Origin of the sequence: Microbacterium sp. NPDC060132 (genome assembly GCF_042729675.1) — a bacterium.
In the GTDB taxonomy this organism is placed as follows: domain Bacteria; phylum Actinomycetota; class Actinomycetes; order Actinomycetales; family Microbacteriaceae; genus Microbacterium; species Microbacterium sufflavum.
This window is the reverse complement of record NZ_JBHWXU010000001.1, coordinates 970900-988914: the sequence shown is the minus strand read 5'-3', so window position 1 is coordinate 988914 and position 18015 is coordinate 970900. Positions and strand designations below refer to the sequence as shown.

At 71.2% G+C, this 18015-nt stretch carries 17 protein-coding genes; 14 read left to right on the top strand and 3 right to left on the bottom strand.

The genetic code is table 11. The annotated features are described in order from the left end of the window. Nucleotides 1-7 precede the first annotated feature (7 nt). Nucleotides 8-259: a type II toxin-antitoxin system Phd/YefM family antitoxin gene (locus tag ACFWCH_RS04950; RefSeq protein ID WP_136035172.1), complete on the top strand. Its 252-nt coding sequence runs from the start codon at nucleotides 8-10 to the stop codon at nucleotides 257-259. Continuing rightward, entirely contained in the window at nucleotides 256-516 is a 261-nt protein-coding gene (locus ACFWCH_RS04945) for a Txe/YoeB family addiction module toxin (RefSeq protein WP_247637995.1), read from the top strand. The genes ACFWCH_RS04950 and ACFWCH_RS04945 overlap by 4 nt, the downstream gene beginning before the upstream one ends. Before the next feature lie 65 nt (nucleotides 517-581). On the opposite strand, the gene ACFWCH_RS04940 is transcribed toward ACFWCH_RS04945, so the two are convergent. Further along, complete coding sequence (locus tag ACFWCH_RS04940; RefSeq protein WP_136035170.1) at nucleotides 582-1658, bottom strand: ABC transporter substrate-binding protein; 1077 nt, start codon at nucleotides 1656-1658, stop codon at nucleotides 582-584. 189 nt (nucleotides 1659-1847) lie between these two features. On the opposite strand from ACFWCH_RS04940, the gene ACFWCH_RS04935 reads away from it, so the two are divergent. Genes ACFWCH_RS04935 through ACFWCH_RS04885 form a run of 11 tightly spaced genes read left to right on the top strand, consistent with a single transcriptional unit; the run spans nucleotide 1848 to nucleotide 12692 of the window. Next, nucleotides 1848-2852 (top strand): alcohol dehydrogenase catalytic domain-containing protein, encoded by a 1005-nt coding sequence (locus ACFWCH_RS04935; RefSeq protein ID WP_378803842.1) that lies wholly within the window; start codon nucleotides 1848-1850, stop codon nucleotides 2850-2852. Between the two features lie 27 nt (nucleotides 2853-2879). Further along, nucleotides 2880-4058: a CaiB/BaiF CoA-transferase family protein gene (locus tag ACFWCH_RS04930; protein ID WP_136035168.1), complete on the top strand. Its 1179-nt coding sequence runs from the start codon at nucleotides 2880-2882 to the stop codon at nucleotides 4056-4058. Next, nucleotides 4058-4921, top strand: a complete 864-nt coding sequence (locus ACFWCH_RS04925; RefSeq protein WP_378803030.1) for an amidohydrolase family protein — start codon at nucleotides 4058-4060, stop codon at nucleotides 4919-4921. Before ACFWCH_RS04930 ends, ACFWCH_RS04925 begins: the two co-directional genes overlap by 1 nt. A gap of 21 nt (nucleotides 4922-4942) precedes the next feature. Beyond that, the gene (locus ACFWCH_RS04920) at nucleotides 4943-5785 is read left to right on the top strand and encodes a hypothetical protein (protein WP_136035166.1); all 843 of its coding nucleotides are present in this window, start codon (nucleotides 4943-4945) and stop codon (nucleotides 5783-5785) included. Continuing rightward, on the top strand, nucleotides 5782-6129 hold the full coding sequence (locus ACFWCH_RS04915) for a hypothetical protein (RefSeq protein WP_378803029.1): 348 nt from the start codon (nucleotides 5782-5784) through the stop codon (nucleotides 6127-6129). Before ACFWCH_RS04920 ends, ACFWCH_RS04915 begins: the two co-directional genes overlap by 4 nt. 59 nt (nucleotides 6130-6188) lie before the next feature. Further along, nucleotides 6189-7418: an ROK family protein gene (locus tag ACFWCH_RS04910; protein ID WP_378803028.1), complete on the top strand. Its 1230-nt coding sequence runs from the start codon at nucleotides 6189-6191 to the stop codon at nucleotides 7416-7418. Nucleotides 7419-7454: 36 nt separating this feature from the next. Further along, nucleotides 7455-8288: an ABC transporter permease gene (locus tag ACFWCH_RS04905; protein WP_136035163.1), complete on the top strand. Its 834-nt coding sequence runs from the start codon at nucleotides 7455-7457 to the stop codon at nucleotides 8286-8288. Then, nucleotides 8285-9061: an ABC transporter ATP-binding protein gene (locus ACFWCH_RS04900; RefSeq protein WP_136035162.1), complete on the top strand. Its 777-nt coding sequence runs from the start codon at nucleotides 8285-8287 to the stop codon at nucleotides 9059-9061. Before ACFWCH_RS04905 ends, ACFWCH_RS04900 begins: the two co-directional genes overlap by 4 nt. Nucleotides 9062-9121: 60 nt before the next feature. Continuing rightward, nucleotides 9122-10171 carry an ABC transporter substrate-binding protein gene (locus tag ACFWCH_RS04895; protein ID WP_136035161.1) on the top strand — a complete coding sequence of 350 codons (1050 nt, stop codon included), beginning with the start codon at nucleotides 9122-9124 and terminating at the stop codon, nucleotides 10169-10171. Next, nucleotides 10168-11274, top strand: coding sequence for a Gfo/Idh/MocA family protein (locus ACFWCH_RS04890; RefSeq protein WP_378803027.1), 1107 nt, complete (start codon nucleotides 10168-10170; stop codon nucleotides 11272-11274). Before ACFWCH_RS04895 ends, ACFWCH_RS04890 begins: the two co-directional genes overlap by 4 nt. Continuing rightward, nucleotides 11271-12692, top strand: coding sequence for a sulfatase (locus ACFWCH_RS04885; protein ID WP_136035159.1), 1422 nt, complete (start codon nucleotides 11271-11273; stop codon nucleotides 12690-12692). Before ACFWCH_RS04890 ends, ACFWCH_RS04885 begins: the two co-directional genes overlap by 4 nt. Before the next feature lie 175 nt (nucleotides 12693-12867). Here ACFWCH_RS04885 and ACFWCH_RS04880 read toward each other — a convergent pair whose 3' ends face one another. Continuing rightward, nucleotides 12868-14922, bottom strand: coding sequence for a beta strand repeat-containing protein (locus ACFWCH_RS04880; protein WP_378803026.1), 2055 nt, complete (start codon nucleotides 14920-14922; stop codon nucleotides 12868-12870). 100 nt (nucleotides 14923-15022) lie between these two features. Then, nucleotides 15023-16051, bottom strand: coding sequence for a hypothetical protein (locus ACFWCH_RS04875; protein WP_247637988.1), 1029 nt, complete (start codon nucleotides 16049-16051; stop codon nucleotides 15023-15025). A 528-nt stretch (nucleotides 16052-16579) separates the two neighbouring features. Between ACFWCH_RS04875 and dnaB the strand changes: the two genes are divergently transcribed. Next, nucleotides 16580-17953 carry a replicative DNA helicase gene (gene dnaB, locus ACFWCH_RS04870; RefSeq protein WP_062637804.1) on the top strand — a complete coding sequence of 458 codons (1374 nt, stop codon included), beginning with the start codon at nucleotides 16580-16582 and terminating at the stop codon, nucleotides 17951-17953. The last annotated feature ends 62 nt before the right edge of the window (nucleotides 17954-18015 follow it).

Here is an 18015-nt window from a genome sequence, read left to right as displayed (position 1 = left end):
TGACGAGATGACGGCGATCTCCGCAACCGAGGCGCGGAAGAGTCTCTTCGGTCTCATCCAGCAGGTGAACGACGACCATGCTCCGGTCGAGGTCGTGTCCCGCCGCGGCAACGCCGTGCTCATGTCGAAGGACGACTACGACGCGCTCACGGAGACGGCCTACCTGCTGCGCAACCCCGTCGGCGCGGAGCGGCTCCTCTCGGCACTCGAGCGCGCCCGCCGAGGTGAGTCCGAGCAGCACGACCTGATCGACGAGTGAGCAGGCGGCTCGCTTTCGACCCGCACGGGTGGGAGGACTACACCGACTGGCAGGGCCAGGACCGGAAGACGCTGCGACGGATCAATCAGTTGATCGCCGATGTCCTCCGTGACCCGTTCGAGGGCATCGGCAAGCCGGAGCCCCTGAAGCACGTGCTCTCCGGCGCCTGGTCCCGCCGCATCGACCAGACCCACCGCCTCGTGTACTACGTGAGCGACGAGCAGATCGTGATCCTCCAGGCCCGCGATCACTACTGACCCGCGGACGCGACGAGGCCCCACCGCCATGCGCAACGGTGGGGCCTCGTCCGGGGTCGTGCGGCTCAGGGGTAGGGGAGCGTCGCCGGTCCCTCGTTGTCGAGCCCGAGCAGCTCCTGCGCCTTGAACAGGTGCGCGAGCTGCGCGTCGTCGAACTCCAGCGGCTCGAGCTTCTGCGTCTCGATCGTGGTGTCCCAGGCGTCCGCGTCGAAGTACAGGTTCGGGCAGGCGAGGTGGCCGTCGAGGATCCAGACGCTGTCGGAGTCGCGGAGCTCCTGCACGTCGAAGTCGTTGGCCTCGTAGATGTCCAGCGCCTCCTCCGCGTTCTCCGGGAACTCGCCCGGTGCCGGGGCGGTCATGAAGTCGGTGGCCTTGAGTGTGGCGCGCAGGAACCGCACGAGCGAGTTCGGGTTCTCCTTCACCCAGGCCGTGCCGGCGATCTGCACGTCGTTGGCCCAGTTGCGCAGCGACTCCACGACGATGTTCGCGCCGTGCTCCTCGAGCGCCGCACGGTCGTCGGCGTAGAAGGGCTGCAGCGAGATGCGGTCGTTCACGAAGAACTCGGTCCACGATTCGGAGCCGGGTCCGGGGTAGACGACCTCGGCGTTGATGCTCTCGAGGTCCCAGCCCTCTTCCGCGAGCACCTGTGCCCGCTGGAACTCGGCCGGGTCGCCGGGGGTTCCGGCGAGGACGATCGAGGTGCCGTCGAGGTCTTCGACGCTCTCCACGTCGGACTGGGCCGCGAAGTCGAAGTTCTGGCGGCAGTAGTGGCCCGACACCAGGTCGATCTCCACGCCGCCGCGGATGGCGTCGATCACGGTGCCGGTGGACTCCACGCCGATGTCGGCGCTGCCGCTCGCGACCGCGGCGGTGACGTTGTCGGCGGTGATGACCTCGACGGTGAGGCCCTCCTCCTCGTAGTAGCCGAGGTCGGTGCCGAGGACGAACATCGAGTACATCGTGACGTCGGGGAAGGGGATGGCCACCGTGATGCTGGTGTCTTCGGCGGCGCCGGGTTCCCCGTCACCGAGGTCGACCGGGCCTTCGGGTGCGGGTGTCGGCGAGGTGCAGCCGGCGAGCAGCGTCAGTGCTGCTGCGCCTCCGGCCACGGCGAGGCCGAGCCTGGTTCTTGTCGTGCGCATGACTCTCCATTCGGGCAGTGCGTGCGCCCCTTCGTGAGGGGGGCGTCTCACGCGGATTTTGGGATACGGTATCCAATTTGGTATCGGCTGTCCATGCTTCGGCCGATATCGTGCTGACAACGGGGTCTGGACGACCACGATGAAAATTGGATACAGTATCCGAAACAGTCCCACGATGAAGAGGTGACCATGCGTGCCGCCGTGCTGAGCAGCCACGACCTGGACGGCCTGACCGTCACGGAGTCGGCGGTGCCGTCGGCCGCTCCGGGCGAAGTGCTGATCCGCGTCGAGACCGTGGGCATCAACCAGCTCGACCTCAACGTCATCGCCGGCGTCGGCCCCGGAGCGCACGCCCGGCTCCCGCGCATCCTCGGCATCGACCCGGCGGGGCAGATCGTCGCCGTCGGCTCCGGCGTCGACCCCGCGCGCCTCGGCCAGGCCGTGGTCGTCAAGCCCAACATCGCCTGCGGCACGTGCCCCCGCTGCCGCGAGGGAGACGAGGCCGACTGCCCATCGCAGACCGTCGTCGGCGTGCACCGCGACGGCGGCGCCGCCGAGTTCGTCGCGGTGCCCGCGCGCAACGCGATCGACCGCCACGGCCTGACCGCCGCCGACGCCACGGCCGTGGTGCACAGCGCCCCCATCGTGCTCAACGCCCTGCGGATCGCCGCGCTCGCCGCCGACGAGCGGATCCTCGTCACCGGTGCGGGCGGAACGCTCGGTCGCGCAGCCGTCGCGATCGCGCTCGCCCGGGGAGCCCGCGTGGTCGCCGCCTCCCGCCGGCCCCTGACGCCGGTCGGCGACGAGCGGCTCCTGCACGCGCCCGATCCCGCCGCCCTCACGGCCGCCCTCGCCGCGGAGGACGGCTTCGACGTGGTGCTCGACGTCTCCGGCCACGGCCCCACGCTGAGCGCCGGGGTCGCTGCGCTCGGCTGGGGTGGACGGGCCGTGTTCTGCTCGGCCTCGGTCGACCCCGACCTGCGGATCGATGCGCGCGACTTCTACCTGCGCCGCAAGCGCCTCGCGGGTGCCGCGAGCGCCCGGTACGACGACGTGGCGGAGGCCCTCGCCCTCGCCGCCGCCGGAGTGCTGCCGCCGCTCGCGGGCGCCCGGTACGCGCTCGACGACATCGCCACGGCCTACCGCGACTTCCCCCGCGCCGGCGACGGGAAGGTGATCGTGGATGTGCGCTGACCACGGGTATCGAAGAGGAGACCAGACGTGACGAGTACTGCACTGCCGGGCGCCGGGGCGCTCGCCGGGATCCGGGTGGTCGAGCTGGGCCAGTACATCTCCGGTCCCTTCGCGGCGAAGCTCCTGGCCGACCTCGGTGCCGAGGTGATCAAGGTCGAGTCGCCGGAGGGCGACCCGATGCGCCGGTGGGAGGGTCGAGCGACCATGAGTCCGCAGTTCGCCGCGTACAACCGGGGCAAGCGCGGGGTGGTGCTCGACCTGAAGAGTCCGCAGGGGCTGGCGGCGCTGTTCGCCCTGGTCGCCGACGCCGACATCGTGCTCGACAACTTCCGACCGGGCGTCGCCGAGCGGCTCGGCTTCGGTCCGGAGGCCCTGCACGCGCACAACCCGCGCGTCATCACCTGTTCCATCACCGGCTTCGGCCCCACGGGACCCTCGGCGAAGCGTCCCGCCTACGACACGGTGATCTCCGCGACCGGCGGCATGTACAGCCAGGTCGTCCCCGCCGACACGATCCGCCCGCTCGGCCCGGCGTTCTCCGATCTGCTGTCGGGGATGTCGGCGGTGCAGGCGGTGCTCGCGGCCCTCCACGCCCGCGACGTGAGCGGGGAGGGCGAGCACGTCGAGGTGTCGATGGTGGGTGCGCTGCTCGACTTCCTCACCGAGTCCGCCTCCGCGTTCCTGGAGACCGGGCAGGTGTCGTCGCCGGACTCGCGTCCGCGTCGCGCCCAGGCGTACGCGTGCCGCGGCTCCGACGGCAAGGCGTTCGTGATCCACATGTCGGTGCCGGAGAAGTTCTGGACCGGGCTGCTCGACGTGCTGGAGCGGCCCGACCTCGCCGACGACCCCCGGTTCGCGACCAGGGAGGGGCGCGTGCGGAACTACGACGAGCTCGACGCGGTGCTCAAGGAGATCGCCGCCACCCGTCCGCGCGCCGAGTGGCTGGAGCGCCTGGCCGCGCACGACATCCCGCACGGCCCGCTCAACACGATGGGCGACCTGTTCGACGACCCGCAGATCGCGAGCATGGGCCTGGTCGAGGAGATCGCGGGACCGGGCGGCGCGGTGCGCGTGCCGGTGCCGAGCACCCGGTTCCACCGCAGCGGCCGGCCCGAGCTGGTCTATGCGCCCGCGCTCGGGGCCGACACCGAGGAGCTGACCGGCCTGCGCATCGCGGCCGGAACCCTGAACGAAGGAGCGGCCTGATGCCCGGCATCGACGACCTGGTGGCGATCGACGTGCACACCCACCCGCAGACCGAGGAGTTCATCGCGGCGATGGGCACGCGGCACACGCAGATGGCCGCGCACTTCGGACGGGAGCGGCCGGTCGTGTCGTTCGCCGAGCAGGCCGACCAGTACCGCGACAGCAGGATGATGGCCGTGATCGTCAACTCCGACTCGGAGACGACCAGCGGGATCAAGGGCGCCCCCAACGACCTGCTGGGCCGGGCGCAGCGAGACCACCCCGACGTGTTCCTGGCCTTCGCGGGCATCGACCCGTGGAAGGGCGAGGCGGCGATCGCCGAGATCCGCCGCATGCACGACGAGTACGGCATCAAGGGCGTGGGCGAGCTGAACCCGTCGCGGCAGAGGTTCCTGGCGAACGACCGTCGGTTCTGGCCGATCTGGGAGACCTGCGCCGAGCTCGGGCTGGTGGTCATGTTCCACTCCGGGTTCCCCGGTGCGGGCGCCGGCACCCCGGGCGGCGGAGGGTACCGGCTGGAGAACGCCCGCCCCGTGCCCTACATCGACGACGTCGCGGCCGAGTTCCCCGAGCTGAACATCATCAGCGCGCACCCGGCGTGGCCGTGGCACCTGGAGAACCTGGCGATGGTGTGGCACAAGTCGAACGTGTACCTCGACCTCTCCGGCTGGGCTCCGAAGTACCTGCCGCCCGAGGTGGTGCGCTACGCGGACTCGCTCATCTCCGACCGGGTGCTGTTCGGCTCGGACTGGCCCGTGATGACCGCGGACCGGTGGATGGCGGAGTTCGACGAGCTCGGCTTCAAGGAGGAGTCGCGCCGCAAGATCCTGATCGACAACGCGCGGAAGCTGTTCCGGCTGTGACCGCGGAGAAGGGAGCCGACCGTGGCTGAACTGGTGCTGGCGGCGGCGACCCCGCACAACCCGCTGCTGTGGCGCGCGATGCGGGAGCCGTATCCGCCCGACCTGGTCGCGGTGGAGGCGAACTTCCGGCGCATCCGTGAGGCGATCGCCGAGGCCGAGGTCGACGCGCTGATCGTGCTCGGCACCGACCACGTGCGGCAGTTCTTCGCCGACAACTCGCCCGCGTTCATCGTCGGCAAAGCCGCGTCGTACCACGGCACGTACGAGAACGAGGTGCGCACGTTCGGCATGGAGTACGCCGAGCTCACCGGGCATCCCGAGCTCGCGGCGCAGATCGCCGGACGCGAGGTGCTGCCCGAGGCGATCGACTTCTCGGTGTCGCACGAGTGGCGGCTCGACCACAGCTTCGTGCTCCCGCTGCAGTACGTACGGCCCGAGCTCGACCTGCCGATCGTGCCCATCCACGCGAATGCCATCCTGCCGCCGCTGCCCTCGGCCGCGCGGTTCGCCGCCCTCGGACATCACCTGCGCGCCGCGGTCGAGTCGTGGGACGGCGGGGCCAGGGTGGCGCTGCTCACCTCGGGCCACATGGCCACCGACGTCGGAGGGCCGCGCACGTTCAACGGCTCGCCCGACCCCGCGTTCGACGCCGAGGCGGTCGGGTGGATGCGCGACGGCGACCTCGACGCCGCGATCGCCGGCTGCCGGTTCGACCGCATCATGGCGGCGGGCAACGTCACCTACCAGTACGTGAACATCGTCACGGCGCTCGCCGCGATGCAGGGCCGCCCGGCCGAGCTGGCGGAGGCCACCACGTCGCGTTTCGCCTCGAGCCCGTTCTTCCTGTGGAGGTCTGCATCGTGAGCAGGTACATGATCGGCAAGTTCATGCGGGCTGTCGAGATGAGCACGGCCAACGTGAACGCATACGTCGCCGATACCGAGGGCTTCGTCGACCGGTGGCTGGCGGGCGGCGCCGGGCCGGATGCGGTCGCCGACGACCGGGCGCTGACGCCGCAGGAGCGGGCGGCCTTCATCGCGCGCGACTACGGGGCGCTGTACGGCCTCGGGGCGCATCCGTACCTGCTGTGGCACTTCACGGAGGCGGTGTACGAGCACGAGTACACGGAGGGCTTCGGCTGGCGCGAGCTCGTGGAGCGCTACCGGGCGGCGATCATCCCGCACGGCGAGGTCGACGACATCCTCTGAGGCGGGCGGAGAAGATCCGCTCTTGACAGGATTTCCGCACGTGCTGTTTATTTAGCTACGTGCAAAAAAAACTATCCGAGGTCCGGCTCGACGCCGCGGCGATCCGCGCGCACCACCGTCGCGTGCTGCTGCAGCTGCTGCGCTCGCACGGCCCGCTGTCGCGTCGCGATCTGTCCCGCGCCTCGGGCCTGAGCGCCGCCGCCGTGATGAACGTGGTCGTGGAACTGGTCGACGCAGGCCTCGTGGCGGAGGAGATCCCCGCCACCCGGGAGGCCAGGGTCGGCCGCCCGAGCACCGACGTCGCCCTCACCGGCACCCACCACGTGCTCGCACTGCAGATCGGCGCCGGGTTCCTCCAGGCGGGAGTGGTCGAGCTCACCTCGCGCGTCGTGGCGTCCGAGCAGATCCGCTTCCCGGTCCCCACCGCGCCCGAGGCCGTGCTCGACCTCGCGGGCGAGCTGCTGCAGCGGGTGATGGACACGGCGGGCATCTCGCTGGAGCAGGTGCTCGGCCTCGGCGTCGGCGTGGCCGGCATCGTCGACGCGAGCCGCCGCGTGAACATCTCCGCCCCCACGCTCGGCTGGACCGACGTGCCGATCGCCGAGCACTTCGAACGCACCCTCGGGCTCGACGTCGTGCTCGACCACAACGTGCGCGCCATGGCCGCCGGCGAGTCCCGCTACGGCACCGGCCAGGGGCTCGAGAGCCTCGCCTTCGTCTACGTGCGCACCGGTGTCGGCGCCGGCCTGATCCTGGGCGGCGCCGAGTACCGCGGCGGCACGCACGGCGCGGTCGAGATCGGTCACCTGCGCGTCGAGCAGGACGGCCCCACCTGCACCTGCGGCGGCCGCGGCTGCCTGGAGACCGTGGTCAGCGATGGCGTGCTCCGGCGGCGCATGATCGACGCCGGGCTGCTCGACGACGACCGCGCTTCCGACGACCGCACCTGGACGGAGGACTTCGTCGCCGCCGTCGAGGCCGCCGACCCGCGGGCGCTGGAGGTGCGCGACGACCTCGTCCGGCACCTCAGCACCGCGCTGCTGAGCATGGTCAACCTCCTCAACCCGCAGCAGATCGTGCTGGGCGGACTGCTGTTCGACCTGGCCCCGGTCGTGATCGAACCCGTCAGGGCGGCCCTCGCGGAGCAGGTCATGCCCGTGCTGCGCGACGGCATCCGCGTCGAGCCGCCGCGCTTCGGTGCCGACGCGGGCATGATCGGCGCCGCCACCATCGCCCTGGACACCTTCGTGTTCGGGCCTCCCCTCCTTCCGACCGCCCCGGTCGGCTGACACCAACGGGCTCCCACGCAACGAAGGGAAAGAGCCATGATCGACGCCACACCCGAGACGGCGACCACGACGCTCTCGGTGCCGCGCGCCACGAGAGCGCGCCGCACGACCGTCCGCACCGAGAAACCGCTGACGCTGCTCTACCTCTCCACCCTGGTGCTCGGCATCGCGGTGTGGTGGATCATCGCGGTCGTCAGCGACAACCCGCTCGCCCCCACGCCGATCGCCGTGGTGCAGAGCTTCTGGGAGGGACTGCTCGACGGCAGCCTGCTGCTGAACACCGTGGCGAGCGTGCAGCGCGTCGTCATCGGCTTCCTCCTCGGCGTGATCGTCGCCGTCCCCGCCGGCTTCATCATGGGCTGGTATCGCTGGGGCCGCGGGCTGCTCGAGCCGTGGGTGCAGTTCTTCCGCACCGTGCCACCGCTCGCGCTCATCCCGCTCGTGATCGTGTTCCTCGGCATCGGGGAGCCGGCGAAGATCTTCGTCATCTTCCTCGCGTCGTTCCTCTCGTGCGTGCTCGCCACCTTCCAGGGCGTGCGCAACGTCGACACCACCCTCGTCAACGCGGCTCGCGTGCTCGGCGCGAGCGACGGCACGATCTTCCTCCGCGTGGTCGTCCCGGCCTCGCTGCCGTTCATCTTCGTCGGCACCCGCGTCGCCCTCGGCGCGGCCTGGGCCACGGTCGTCGCCTCGGAGCTCATCGCGGCGGCCTTCGGTCTCGGCCGCATGATGCAGGCCGCCTCGCAGTTCCTCGACACCCCGCGCATCGTCGTGGGCATCATCCTCATCGGCGCGCTCGGGTTCGCGATGGACCGTGCCCTGCTCTTCGCCGAGAACAAGCTCACCGCCTGGCAGGAGGTCCGGAAATGACCGCGATGATCTCGATCCGCGGGGTCTCGAAGCACTACGAGACCAGCCGCGGCACGGTCCGCAGCCTCGACGACGTCGACCTCGACGTGGCAGACGGGGAGTTCATCACCCTCGTCGGGCCGAGCGGCTGTGGCAAGAGCACCCTGCTGAACCTGATGGCGGGGCTCCTCGACCCCACCGAGGGGGAGGTGCTCGTGGGCGGCCGACCCGTCACAGGGCCCGGGCCCGACCGGGGCGTGATCTTCCAGCAGTATGCGCTCTTCCCGTGGCTCACGGCCCGGCAGAACGTCGAGTTCGGCCTGCGGATCCGCGGCATGAAGAAGGCCGAGCGCGAGCAGGTGGCCCAGCACTACCTCGACCTCGTGGGCCTGGGCGACTTCGCCGGCGCGCTGCCGAAGGAGCTCTCGGGCGGCATGAAGCAGCGCTGCGCGATCGCCCGCGCCTATGCCGCGCAGCCGTCGATCCTGCTGATGGACGAGCCGTTCGGCGCGCTCGACGCGCTGACCCGGGTGAGCATGCAGGAGAACCTGCTCGAGACGTGGCAGCAGGAGCGGCGCACCGCCGTGTTCATCACCCACGACGTGGACGAGGCCGTGTTCCTCGCCAACCGCGTGATCGTGATGAGCCCGCGGCCCGGACGGATCACCGAGGTGATCGACGTGCCGCTCGCCTACCCGCGCACCGAGGAGATGCGCCTGTCTCCCGAGTTCGCCGCCCTCCGCGCCCGCGTCTGGCGCGGCGTGCACCACCAGCCGGAACCCACCACCGCCTGACCCGGCGGATCCGCACCCGCACGACCCACCGCACTCCCACCCGATCACGTAAGGAACCCGATGATGCGCTTCCCCACCCGGACCCGTCGCGCGGCCGTCGCCGCCGCGGCCGTCACCGCACTCACGATCGCCCTGTCCGCCTGCACGGGCTCGGCCGAACCGGCCCCCTCGTCCGACGCCGGAGGCGAGGCCCGTGAGCCGGTCTCCCTGAACGTCGGCTACATCGACACGAGCATCAACGGCGTCGGCGTGATCGCCGCCGCGAACGAGCTGGGTCTGTGGGAGAAGTACGGGCTGGACGTGACGCTGACGCCGTTCACGAACGGCCCCACCCAGATCCAGGCGATGCAGGCCGGACAGATCGACGTCGGGTACATCGGCGCCGGGGCGACCTGGCTTCCGGCGACCGGACAGGCGACCGTGATCGTGCCCAGCGAGACCTCGCTCGGCGACGTGGTGCTCGCCCGCCCGGGCAGCGGCGTCGAGGATCCGAAAGACCTCAAGGGGCAGCGCGTCGGCGTGCCCGAGGGCGGGTCGGGGGAGATGATCCTCGCGCTCACGCTCCTGGAGGCCGGGCTCACGTTCGACGACGTCGAGCGCGTGGTGCTCGACCCGCCGAGCGTCGTCAGCGCCTACGTCGGCGGGCAGATCGACATCGCCGCGATCTTCTCGCCGCTGAGCGCGCAGATCCTCGACAGCGTGCCGGACACCGTGACGGTGGCCGACAACGCCTCGTTCCCGGAGACGTCGTTCCTCGGGTCGTGGGTCGCGTCGAACGAGGCCGTCGACGGCAAGGCCGACGCCCTGCAGCGCTTCCTCGAGGTGTACGCCGAGGTGAACGACTACCGCATCGACGACACGGAGCAGGTCGTCGAGTGGGCCTCCGCCGCGTCCGGTGCCCCGGTCGACCAGCTGACGCAGCAGGCGAGCATCTCCGGGTGGACGCCGTCCGACGAGATCCTCGCGAACAACGAGGACGGCACCACGTTCGAGCAGTACGAGTCGATCATGCGGGTGTTCGTCCAGTCCGGTCGCATGGAGGACATGACCGATCCGGCGTCGTTCGTCAACACCGAGCTGTTCGCCGCCGCCATGAAGGACCGCTCGTGACCGGTCCCGTCGGGCTCGGCATCGTCGGCTCCGGTTTCGTCGCCGAGTTCTACCTCCGGGCCCTGGCGGAGGTGCGCGACCACGAGGTCGTCGCCCTCGCCGCGCGCTCGCCCGAACGGGGCAGAGAGCTCGCCGGCCGGTTCGGCGTGCGCGACGTGGTCGCCAGCGTCGAGGAGCTGGCCGCCCTGGCCGATGTCGACATCGTGGTCGTGGCCGTGCCGCAGGACGCGCACCTCGACGCGGTGACGGCCGCGGCCGCCGCGGGCAAGGCCGTGATCTGCACCAAGCCGCTCGGGCGCAGCGGCCCGGAGGCCGCGGCGTGCCTCGCCGCCGTCACCGCCGCGGGCGTGTGGCACGGCTATGCGGAGACCGCGGTCTTCTCGCCCGCGGTCATGCATGCCAAGGCGATGGTCGACGCGGGCGGCATCGGTCGGGTGCTCACCGTGCGCGCCCGCGAGGCCCACGGCAGCCCGCACAAGCACGCCAGGGAGATCGCGCGCATGGGCGGAGGGCCGCTGCGCGGTCTCGGCTGCCACGGTGTCGCCGTCGGGCGCTGGTTCCTGGAGGGCGCGACCCCCGTGGAGGCCTTCGCGTGGGGGGACCGGCTCGACCGCGACGACGTGGACTCCGAGGACAACGCGGTCCTGCTCGTGCGGTTCGACGACGGTCGTGTCGCCCAGGTCGAGGCCGGCTGGACGCATCGCCCCGGGCTGGACAACCGGCGCGAGATCCACGGCTCGGACGGCTGGCTCGGCGTGGACGAGACCGGCCCCGGTGCCCTCGCGGCGTTCGCGGGACAGGAGCTCGGTTACGTGGGGGAGAAGGCCGGCTCGACCCGCGGCTGGCTGCGGCCCGTGCTCGACGAGCCGCGCACGTACGGGTACCACGGCCAGTTCGCGCACTTCATCGAGAGCTTCCGCGCGGGTGTCGCGCCGCGGCAGACCCTGGCCGACGGCGTCATCGACAACGCGGTGATCGACGCGGCCTATCGCTCCATGACGACCGGTCGCTGGGAGCCCATCGACCTCTCCGGGCTCACGGCCCCTCCCGCCGAGATCGTCACCGACGCGTACCACCGCCCCGCAGAGAGAGAAGCACGATGACCGCCCGGCGACCGAACATCCTCATGATCCTCACCGACGACCACGCCACGCATGCGATCGGCGCCTACGGGTCGGTGGTGAACACGACCCCGCGCATCGACGAGATCGCGCAGTCCGGTCGTCGCGTCGATCACTGCTACTGCACGAACTCGCTGTGCACCCCGAGCCGCGCCAGCATCCTGACCGGCACGTACAGCCATGTCAACGGCGTCTCGACCCTGGTGACCCCCATCGACGCGAGCCAGCCGACGTTCGTGTCGCAGCTCAAGGAGGCGGGCTACCGCACGGCCATCGTCGGCAAGTGGCACATGGGGGAGGGGCCCGGCCATGATCCGCAGGGCTTCGACTACTGGGCGGTGCTGCGCGATCAGGGCGAGTACTTCGATCCGCAGATCCTCACCGCCGACGGCGTGCACATCGAGAAGGGTTACGCGACCGACATCATCACCGACCTGTCGCTGCAGTGGCTCGAGTCGCTGGAGGGCGATGAGCCGTGGTGCCTGCTGATCCATCACAAGGCGCCGCACCGCGCGTGGGAGCCCGACGAGGCGCACGCCCACCTGTACAGCGACCCGATCCCCGTGCCGTCCACGTTCACGGACGACTACGCGGGCCGGGCGAGCGCGGCGAAGCATGCCACCATGCGCATCGCGGAGCACCTGACGCTGGACGACCTCAAGGTGGAGCCGCCGCAAGACCTGACGCCCGACGAGCTCGCGCTGTGGAAGTACCAGCGGTACATGGAGGACTACTTGCGCTGCGTGGCCTCGGTCGACGACAACGTCGGGCGGGTGATCGACTGGCTCGGCGCGCACGGCGTGCGGGATTCGACCCTCCTCACGTACAGCTCCGACCAGGGCTTCTTCCTCGGCGACCACGGGTGGTTCGACAAGCGCTTCATGTACGAGGAGTCGATCCGGATGCCGCTGCTCGTGTCGTGGCCGGAGCGGATCGCGCCCGCGGCCCCGATGGAGCAGATCGTGACGAACGTCGATTTCGCGCAGACCTTCCTGGATGCCGCCGGGGTCGATGCGCACGAGCGGATGCAGGGGAAGAGCTTCCTTCCGCAGCTGACCGGATCGGACGAGCCGACGCGCGACGCGTTCTACTACCGCTACTACGAGAACGACGACGAGAACCACCACGTGCTCGCGCACTACGGCATCCGCACGGAGGCCCACAAGCTCATCTACTTCTACAGCGACGGGATGGGTCTGCCCGGGTCGTCGCCGTTCCGGTTCGCGCCGGAGTGGGAGTTGTACGACCTGGAGGCCGACCCGGACGAGCTGGTGAACGTGTACCACGACCCCGCCTACGCGGAGGTGCGCGAGCAGCTCAAGGTGCGGCTGTGGGAGCTGCAGGCCGAGCTGGGCGACCAGCCCCACGCGAGTCAGCCGATACCCGCGCTGACGAGCTGAGCGCAGGCGTGAACGGATGCCCCGTGGCGGTTCGCCACGGGGCATCCGCGTGTCGCGCGGCCGTCGCGCTCGGCAGAGGAGGTGCGGGGGACGCACCGCACGAGCGGACGCTGCCGCGCACCGGCGGAGCCGTGTCTCCTCCCCCGAGGACACCGGCGCCGCCGGGGCTCAGCGCCTACGCCGTGCGACGGCGCAGCAGGCCCGCACCTCCCAGAAGCAGCAGGGCGGCGATCGCCCACAGCGCGGGCGACGGTGCACCGCCGGTCATGGCGAGACCGGTGGCCTCACCGGAGACGGCTGCGCCCGACGCCCAGGCCATCCCGGACGCGCCCGGAGTGGTGCCGGGGTTCGTTCCGGGGGTGGTGCCGGGGTCCGTGCCCGGGTCGGTTCCGGGGTCGGTTCCCGGGTCCGTACCCGGGTCCGTACCGGGGTCCGTGCCCGGGTCAGTTCCGGGGTCGGTTCCGGGCGTGGTGCCCGGGCCGGTCACGGTGCTCTCGCCCACGACCGAGATGGCGTTGCCGCCGATCGTGATCGGAAGCGTCACGGGCAGACCCAGCTGGGTGCCGCCGAGGATGCCGCCCTCACCGGTGGTGATCCCGCCGCCGGTCGCCGGAGCGGTCGGGGTGGTCCCGGTGCCGGTGGTCCCGCCGGCGACGGTGGCGTCGTCGAGCACGGAGATCGCGTTGCCCGTCACGCCGATGGGGGCGGTGACGGGTGCGGTGACCTGGGTGCCGCCGAGGATGCCGTCCTCACCGGTGGTGATCCCGCCGGCCGCGGGTGCGGTCGGGGCCGTGCCTGTGCCGGTGGTGCCGCCGGTGACGGTGGCGTCGTCGAGCACGGAGATCGCGTTGCCCGTTACGCCGATGGGGGCGGTGACGGGTGCGGTGACCTGGGTGCCGCTGGCGGTGCCGTCCTCACCGGTGGTGGTGCTGCCGCCGGCCGCAGGTGCGGTCGGGGCCGTCGTCCCGGTGCCGGTGGTGCCGCCGGTGACGGTGGCGTCGTCGAGCACGGAGATCGCGTTGCCCGTCACGCCGATGGGGGCGGTGACGGGCGCGGTGACCTGGGTGCCGCTGGCGGTGCCGTCCTCACCCGAGGTGGCGGGCATGCCGCCGGTGGCGGGTGCGGACGGGGTGCCGCCCGTGCCGGTGGTGCCGCTCGTGGCGTTGTCTCCCAGGAGCGAGATGGCGTTGCCGGTCACGGTCACGGGGGCCGTCACCGGGGCGACGACCTGGGTGCCGCTGGCGGTGCCGTCCTCACCCGAGGTGGCGGGGGCGCCGCCGTTCGCGGGTGCGGTCGGGGCCGTGGTCCCGGTACCGGTGGTGCCGCCGGTGACGGTGGCGTCGTCGAGCACGGAGATGGCATTGCCGGTCACGCCGATGGGGGCGGTGATGGGTGCGACGCCCTGCGAGCCGCCGACGACGCCGTCCTCACCCGAGGTGGCGGGGCTGCCGCCGTTCGCGGGTGCGGTGGGAGCCGTGCCGGTGCCGGTGCCGCCGGTGCTGGCGCTGTCGCCGAGCAGCGAGATGGCGTTGCCGGTCACGGTCACGGGAGCCGTCACGGGGGCGACGACCTGCGTGCCGCTGGCCGTGCCGTCCTCACCGCTGGTGCCCGCATCGACGCCGGTCGCGGGAGCCGGTGCTGCGGCCTCCGCGTCGGTCGAGGCCGACTCGCTGTCGCCCAGGAGCGACAGCGAGTTGCCCGACACGGTCACCGGGGCGTTCACCGCGAGCAGGGCCTGCGTGCCCGAGAGCACACCGTCCATGCCGTCGGTGTCGAGGGAAAGCACCCCGGCCGCGTCAGGGGCCTGGGGAGCCGCGCTCTGGGGTGGAGCGGCGGCCGGGGTGCTGGTCGTGGAGTCGTCGGTGAGGCTGATCGCGTTGCCCGACACGGTGACGGGCAGGTTCACGGTCACGACCGCCTGGGTTCCCGACGCGGTGCCCGAGCCGCCGTCCGTCTCCGCAGCGGGTGCGGGAGCCGGAGCGGGGGCCGGTGCCGGAGCGGGGGCCGGGGCCGGAGCCGGGGCCGGTGCGGGAGCCACCGCATCGCCGAGCACGGAGATCGCGTTGTCCACGACCGTGATCGGCGCCGTGATGGGTGCCACCGCCTGGGTGCCGGAGAGCAGTCCGTCGTCTCCGGATGTCTCGGCCGCATTGGCGGCCGTCGCGCCGAGCAGGGTGATCCCGCCGGCGAGGAGCGCGCCCCACAGGGCTCGCTTCGCGTAAGTACGCATGATGGTTCTCCTGACATGACTGGGGTGTCTGATGGGTGCACGCGATGAGGTGCGCGCGCAGCACGGCATCTGCCATCCGCGGGGATGGCGCGACGGTCAGTCAGTCAGGAGAGACGTCGGTGTCGGCGACGGGCGAGCCGGGGAGGGCATCGTCCGAGGCGCCGGCAACCCGCTCCCAGGCACGGAGCGGGAGCACGCCGTCGTCGCCGAGGCGAGCGTGGGCGTACGGGGTGCCTCCGCCGGAGGTGGCGGAGGAAGACGGGGCGGCGGGGGCACCGGGGGGTGCGTTGCCGGGCGTGGGGGTGTGATCGCCCTCGGCAGGGTCGGCGGGCGGCGTGGCCCCCTCGGCGCGTTCGTCGGAGGCGCCGGAGATCGCGGCGGACACGCCGGGCGTCGTCGCGCCGGGCAGCGCGGACGCGGGCGCGGAGGTGAGAGCCACCGCGGCGGCGGGGAGCGATCCGTCGCTCACCGGCGGAATTCCGGGCTGGAGGCCGTCGATCACGGGCGGCACGGTCTCGTCGACGGTGCCGCCGATCACGCCGGTCACGTCATCGACCACGCCCACCACCTCGGTCACGAGGTCGGACGCGCCGGAGTCCACGACGATCCCGCCGACGATCGGAAGGCGGCCGACGGCGTCGAGGATCGGTGCGGTCACGCGCGAGATGGGCGAGTCCGCGAGGAGGTCGGTGGTGGTGTCGACGACCGACGAGGTCGCGTCCGTCACCGTGCCGAGCACGGGCGCCGCGACCGACCCCACGACCGGCACGCTCTCGACCGTCTCCGTGACCGTCTCGACGACGGCGGGCGCGGCCTGCACGGGGGCGACCGCCTGCGAGACGACGGGGGCGACCACCTGCGTCACCACCGGGGCGACCACCTGCGTGACGACGGGCGCGGCCACCTGGGTCACGACCGGGGCGACGACCTCGTTCACGACGGGTGCCGTCACGGCGGTCACCGTCTGCGTGACCGCGGTGGTCAGGGAGTCGAGCGGGCCGGGCTTCTGCTCGTCCGCGTGAGCGGATCCGCCACCGGTGAGCACCGTGAGTGCGGCCCACGCGAGCGCGCCGAGGCCACCCCAGAGAACGACGGCGGGTACGCCGCGTCGGGTCGCTCGAGCGCTCACGTCGTCCTCCCCCTCTGAAGGCAACGCCATATCGATACGGGTGTGTCGATGGGGAGCAGAATACTCGCGGGGTCCCACCCTGTCCAGGCCCATTTACAACCGCGACGGGTGGTGTCAGATCGTGACGCGCCCGGCGGATTTCCGGCTTGACTTTCCCCAAGTTCTACACATGTCGCTCCGGCAGGGGAAACCTTCAACGCGCGATTTAAGCTCGTTTCCATCCACAGGGTGGGGAAACGAGAAATCCCAGTTCAAGCGTCATAAAAAAGTTCTTCTTCACCACACTCCACCGGGTTATCCACACCCGTTCTGCACAGACACTCCGCGTTTCTCCGCACGCTCTCCACATGGTTATCCACAGGCTGTGTTGCACCGTGTGGAGACCGCTCATAGCGTGGTCGAGCGACCGAATGTCGGGGGCCCCTGTTTGTCTGGAACCGGCCGCCGCGCGGGCGTGGAACCACCGACGACCACTCGTCATCCGCTGTCGGAGTTCCGCATCGGAACCGTCGCATCGAAGGGAACACTGTGTCGATCGCCGACATCTCGGAGGAGCGCCTGGGAGGGCAGCGTCCGCCCGAGCGCACCCCGCCGCACGACCTCCTCGCCGAGCAGAGCGCCCTGGGCGGCATGCTGCTGTCGAAGGACGCGGTGGCCGACGTGATCGAGACCCTCAAGGGCGCCGACTTCTACATCCCGAAGCACGAGCTGATCTTCGAGGCGATCCTGTCGCTCTACTCGCACGGCGAGCCGACCGACGTGGTCGCCGTCACCGACGAGCTCATCAAGACAGGCGAGCTGAGCAAGGCCGGCGGCGCCGACTACCTGCACACGCTCACCTCGATCGTGCCGACTGCCGCGAACGCAGGCTACTACGCGGGCATCGTGTCGGAGCGGGCCATCCTCCGCCGGCTGGTCGACGCGGGCACCCGCATCGTGCAGCTCGGCTACGACGGCCAGGGCGACGCGACCGACATCGTCAACAACGCGCAGGCCGAGATCTACTCCGTCACCGGTTCGGAGACCGCCGAGGACTACGTGCCGCTGACGGTCGCGGTCGACGCGGCGGTCGAGGAGATCGAGGCGGCGAACGGCCGCGACGGCTCCATGACGGGCATCCCGACCGGTTTCCGTGAGCTCGACGAGCTGACCAACGGCCTGCACGGCGGCCAGATGATCGTCGTCGCCGCCCGACCGGCCATGGGAAAGTCGACGCTCGCGCTCGACTTCGCGCGCGCCGCCTCCATCGGCCATGACTTCCCCTCCATCTTCTTCTCGCTCGAGATGGGCAAGAGCGAGATCGCGATGCGTCTGCTCAGCGCCGAGGGAGCCATCCCGCTGCAGAACATGCGCAAGGGAACGCTCGACCCGCGCGACTGGACCACGGTCGCCGCGACCCGCGGCCGCATCAACGACGCGCCCCTCTACATCGACGACAGCCCGAACATGACGCTCGTCGAGATCCGCGCCAAGTGCCGGCGGCTCAAGCAGCGTGCCGGGCTGCGCATGGTCATCATCGACTACCTGCAGCTGATGACCTCGGGCAAGCGCGTCGAGTCCCGTCAGCAGGAGGTCTCGGAGTTCTCGCGAAGCCTCAAGCTCATCGCCAAGGAACTGCAGGTGCCGGTGATCGCGCTGTCGCAGCTGAACCGTGGTCCCGAGCAGCGGCAGGACAAGAAGCCCGCCATCAGCGACCTGCGTGAGTCGGGCTCGATCGAGCAGGACGCCGACATGGTGATCCTGCTGCACCGCGACTCCGTGTACGACAAGGACGTGCGTCCGGGCGAGGCCGACCTGATCGTGGCCAAGCACCGTAACGGCCCGACGGCCACCATCACGGTCGCGTTCCAGGGCCACTACTCCCGCTTCGCCGACATGGCCCCCGGCGGCGACTTCAACTGATCTGCGCACGGAACGCCGGTCGCCCGGGCCCGTCGCGCTGGCGCGGGCGGGCGCATCCTGAC